The 3,738-nt window shown below is 57.7% G+C and carries 5 protein-coding genes; 3 read left to right on the top strand and 2 right to left on the bottom strand.

Annotated features, from left to right (window positions below; all coding sequences use genetic code 11):
• The 3 genes from IOB61_RS10800 to IOB61_RS10790 all read left to right on the top strand — a co-directional run.
• The coding region (locus IOB61_RS10800; protein ID WP_290816287.1) for a hypothetical protein at positions 1 to 530 on the top strand (530 nt) is incomplete at its 5' end.
• A gap of 85 nt (positions 531 to 615) precedes the next feature.
• Positions 616 to 1,452 (top strand): heme-dependent oxidative N-demethylase subunit alpha family protein, encoded by an 837-nt coding sequence (locus IOB61_RS10795; protein ID WP_290816284.1) that lies wholly within the window; start codon positions 616 to 618, stop codon positions 1,450 to 1,452.
• A gap of 123 nt (positions 1,453 to 1,575) precedes the next feature.
• Complete coding sequence (locus IOB61_RS10790) at positions 1,576 to 2,466, top strand: hypothetical protein (RefSeq protein ID WP_290816281.1); 891 nt, start codon at positions 1,576 to 1,578, stop codon at positions 2,464 to 2,466.
• On the opposite strand, the gene IOB61_RS10785 is transcribed toward IOB61_RS10790, so the two are convergent.
• A complete protein-coding gene (locus tag IOB61_RS10785; protein ID WP_290816278.1) occupies positions 2,463 to 2,933 on the bottom strand; it encodes a D-Ala-D-Ala carboxypeptidase family metallohydrolase in 471 nt (156 codons plus the stop codon). The two genes, IOB61_RS10790 and IOB61_RS10785, sit on opposite strands and share 4 nt — an antisense overlap.
• Positions 2,934 to 3,011: 78 nt before the next feature.
• A partial coding sequence (locus IOB61_RS10780) for a nitronate monooxygenase family protein (RefSeq protein WP_290816275.1) occupies positions 3,012 to 3,738 on the bottom strand: 727 nt, incomplete at its 5' end.

Raw genomic sequence — 3,738 nt, 5'->3', positions numbered from 1 at the left:
TCATGATGGTCGCGCTTTCGGCCACCGCGCCGTTTTCGCCTGACTCTCCCACCGGCTCAGAGACTCCGGCCCAATCAGGTCCCCTGATGCCGGGGCTGAAAAATGCAATCGCGACCCCGGATGGGGCGGTTCCGCTGGACTGGGCGGGGCCTGCGGCCAAGCAACCCGGTGCGGATGCGAGTGTCGAAGCCTTTGATCCCACCGCGAGTTTGTTCGGCCCCTCCAATCTATGTGTCGTGACACCCGGACAACCCACGCCCAGCTGTGCGGTAGCCCCAGAGGAAAGTTTGAAGGTTACTTCAGACATTTTCACGGGTGATGTGAACCCAGATTCTACCTGCCAAACCCAAGAAGATGTCCGCATTGGCCCCGATGGGAAGCCGCAGCGTGTGTTTGCCACGGTCTGTGGTGATGAGGCAGATTCTTGGAACTATCGGCAACGGGCCACGCCCGCCAGCAGGGCCAATCCGACCAAATCGACCAATCGGGTGATTGGTCCAAATGATCTGGTGCCGCAAAAAACCCCTTGATCCATCCGCCCTATAAGGCAGGCGGGCAGGGCCTTTATCGCATCTGCCCGCTTGAAACCTGTATCCAAACAGGTTTCAACACAGTGTGTCCTACGCGCCATCCTCCTTCCGTCCGTTACCCTTTGAGCAGGGGCCGCCGCGCTTTGATGTGGGTCTTGCGCCGATTGAGCCGCACGCTTGGCTGATGCCAGACGACCAAGCCCATTGGATTGGCCCCAAAAACCAATTGATGGATGCCGAGCCGGATGCAGTTTTTGCGAGTATAACAGGCTCGATGCCGGGACAGATCGAGGCTGCGGCTTTGGTCGCATCGGCCTGTGGCCAAAGCTTTGATCCCGGCGAGCCGCCCCTATTTGCCGCCAGTCGTTTGGTTTCCGATGATCTGGTTTTGATGGAGATGCGTGACGGGGCTTGGACCAATACGGCGCTTTGTTTGTGCAGCCCAACCTTTTTTTCGGCCCATGAGGCGATTGGCAAGAGCCTTTTTGGTCTCCATCGACCTGTGCCGGGCGGCGATCCGGGCTTGGGTGGACGCATCTCTCGTGTGTTCTCCTTATTGCGCGATGAGCTTGTACTCGAGCGACATAATTGGACCGTCCAATGGCGTGACGCCCGCTATACGCCAGATGGTGGCCCTCTGCGTGCAGCGGCAGCCGCTGCTGGGCTTGAGGAAGGGCGCGAGGCGCTTCATGTGCGGGTTGAACGACAAACAATCCGCCGACTTCCAGAGACTGGTGCCGTCCTTTTTACCATCCGCATACGCCTCTATCGACTGGCAGATCTCCTGGGTGAAACCGCGCTCGCTCAGGCGTTTCAACAGGCTTGGTACGAGGCCGGCCCAGAGGTTCGTGCGTACAAAAAGTGGGAAAGCCTCGAGCGCCATGTTGCGGCCTTACTTGGCGATTATGCAAGAAATCCTTGACCCTTCTGCGTGTTACGCGTTGCGTCGGCGCGTGCGTTCGTTATTGTAGTTAATCACAGGCGCATGGCGCGAGTCCTATCCAAATTGGAGCAGCTGAATGTTTGCTCTAGAACCGAGGGTCACTTGAAAGCTTCCAAAACAAACTTGTTCCTGTTTGCCGGCATGGCAGCAAGCCTAGGCAGCCTAGCCTTGGCCCAGACAGCTGGACAAAAGCAGACCAAATCAAAGCGTTCGCAGCCTGCGCCGGTTGTGCAAAAGATTGCTCCGCCTGTGCCTGCGCCCGCGCCAGCCCCAGTAGAACAAGCCGCCACCCCGGCTGTTGAAATCCCCGCACCAATTGCCACGCCAGAACCCTCGCCACCGCCGCCGCCGGTCACAGATGAAGCCGCGCGCGCCTCGATCAAGGCGGGTACTGCGGCAAGTGCGGCTGGCGATCTGCGCCAGGCTGAACAAGCATTCCGCGCGGCTTTGACCTTGGCACCACCGGGAGAAGCAGGCGACGCCGTCGCCCTGGAAGCAGCCAAACGCCTCGGATTCTTAGCCTTTGAAAAGCGTGATCCCCGCTCAGCAGAGACCTTTTTTGGGGCTGAGGCTGTGCTGGCTCGGCGCTTATACTTCTCTGGCAAAATCTCACCGCGTGCCTTTGCTGACTCTGTCCAGCGCTTTGCCAGTGCCACGGGCTCTATGGGTCGATCGGGCGAGAGTGCGGCCTTGTCCTTTTACGCCCAAGAGATCAAATCACGCGCCCAAGCCGAAGTTTCATCGCAATTGCTCAATCGTGACACCAATGACCCGGCCGATAGCGTCGGCAATGTGCGTGTTGCTGCCAGCGGCTTGTGTGTTGTTGGACGTGACCCGATTTTAAAAGATCGCGTCAGTTGTGAGGATGAAGAAGGCGCTCGCGGGGAGGCTTTGGCTTTGCAAGCACGCCAGATCAAGGCCAGTGCTCCGCCGCCACCTACCAAGGCTGAACGTGAAGCCAAAGAGGCGAAAAATAAAGGCAAGGGCGGTTAAGCCGATCCTTTATGTGGCTTCACTGGATTGCGCATTGGGTCAAAGCCCAAGGCTCTCACCCAAAAGCCCAAAGCCCCGGGATATGTCCAAGCCCGCGCGGGGCCTAAATCAACATGCAAGAAGCTGCGGCCATAGCCTAAGCCTGTAAAGCCCGCATTCACGGCCGCCTGCAATAGGCGCGCCCGATTTTTATCTGTCACGGCAATATCGGCGGCTATCGCCTTGGTATGGTATGAGTTTTGAACGCCACCGACAGCGGCATTATGCACCCGACAGCGGTGGCCAGAGCGAATAGGCAAAGGCCCCATTTCCCGCCGCATCGCCTCTAATGCGTCCAAAAAGCGTGGGTCATGAAAATATTCCCCTTTGCAATGCTTGCGGCAGGGGCAGGCTAATTCTGAAGCCGAAAAATGCGGCCAACGCCAGCCGAGTTGTGTTGCGGGGGGAGGGGATGAAAAAAGGGCCATGGGTCAATCCTCAGCAAGAAGACGACACCATGGCCCCACAATCAGGTCAGTCGGATAGATTGACCGCTTAAGTCTCGATTAGCGCAATGGGGCGGCCAAAACGCGCGCTTTCGCGGCTTCATATTCAGCCGCCAAACGGTCGACCAATTCGCCAGCTGTGGCGATTTTCTTGATGGCCCCAATGCCTTGGCCGCAGCCCCAAATATCCCGCCATGCCTTTTTCGACTGATTGCCGCCCGAGCCAAAGTTCATGGCTGAGGGATCGCTTTCAGGCAGGTTTGCCGGATCAAGGCCAGCTGCCACCACCGATGGGGCCAGATAATTGCCATGCACGCCCGTAAACAGGTTGGAATAGATAATGTCGTCCGCACTGCTGTCGACGATCATTTGCTTATAGGCCTCTTCGGCATTGGCTTCGGCAGTCGCGATAAAGGCAGAGCCGATATAGCCAAAGTCTGCGCCCATGGCTTGGGCGGCCAAAACGGCACCGCCATTGGCGATGGAACCCGATACGCACAAAGGCCCATCAAACCACTCACGAATTTCTTGTACCAAAGCAAAGGGTGACAAGGTTCCAGCATGGCCACCAGCACCAGCCGAAACCGCGATGAGGCCAGTTGCGCCTTTTTCAACCGCCTTTTTTGCAAAGCGGTTGTTGATGATGTCATGCAAGGTGATCCCGCCGTAAGACTGGATGGCCTGGTTCACATCTTCACGGGCCCCAAGCGAGGTGATGACGACCGGCACTTTGAACTTCACACAGGCCTCAACGTCATGCATCAGGCGGTCATTGGTTTTGTGAACG

It is taken from the genome of Aquidulcibacter sp., from assembly GCF_020253525.1.
Classification (GTDB): Bacteria; Pseudomonadota; Alphaproteobacteria; order Caulobacterales; family Aquidulcibacteraceae; genus Aquidulcibacter.
The sequence above is the reverse complement of the archived record's forward strand: the minus strand, read 5'-3'. Positions and strand labels throughout refer to the sequence as shown.

What these genes read in the sequence shown, in the direction of transcription:
- IOB61_RS10785 (WP_290816278.1), bottom strand. Translation starts at nt 2,933, where the DNA reads ATGGCCCTTTTTTCATCCCCTCCCCCCGCAACACAACTCGGCTGGCGT.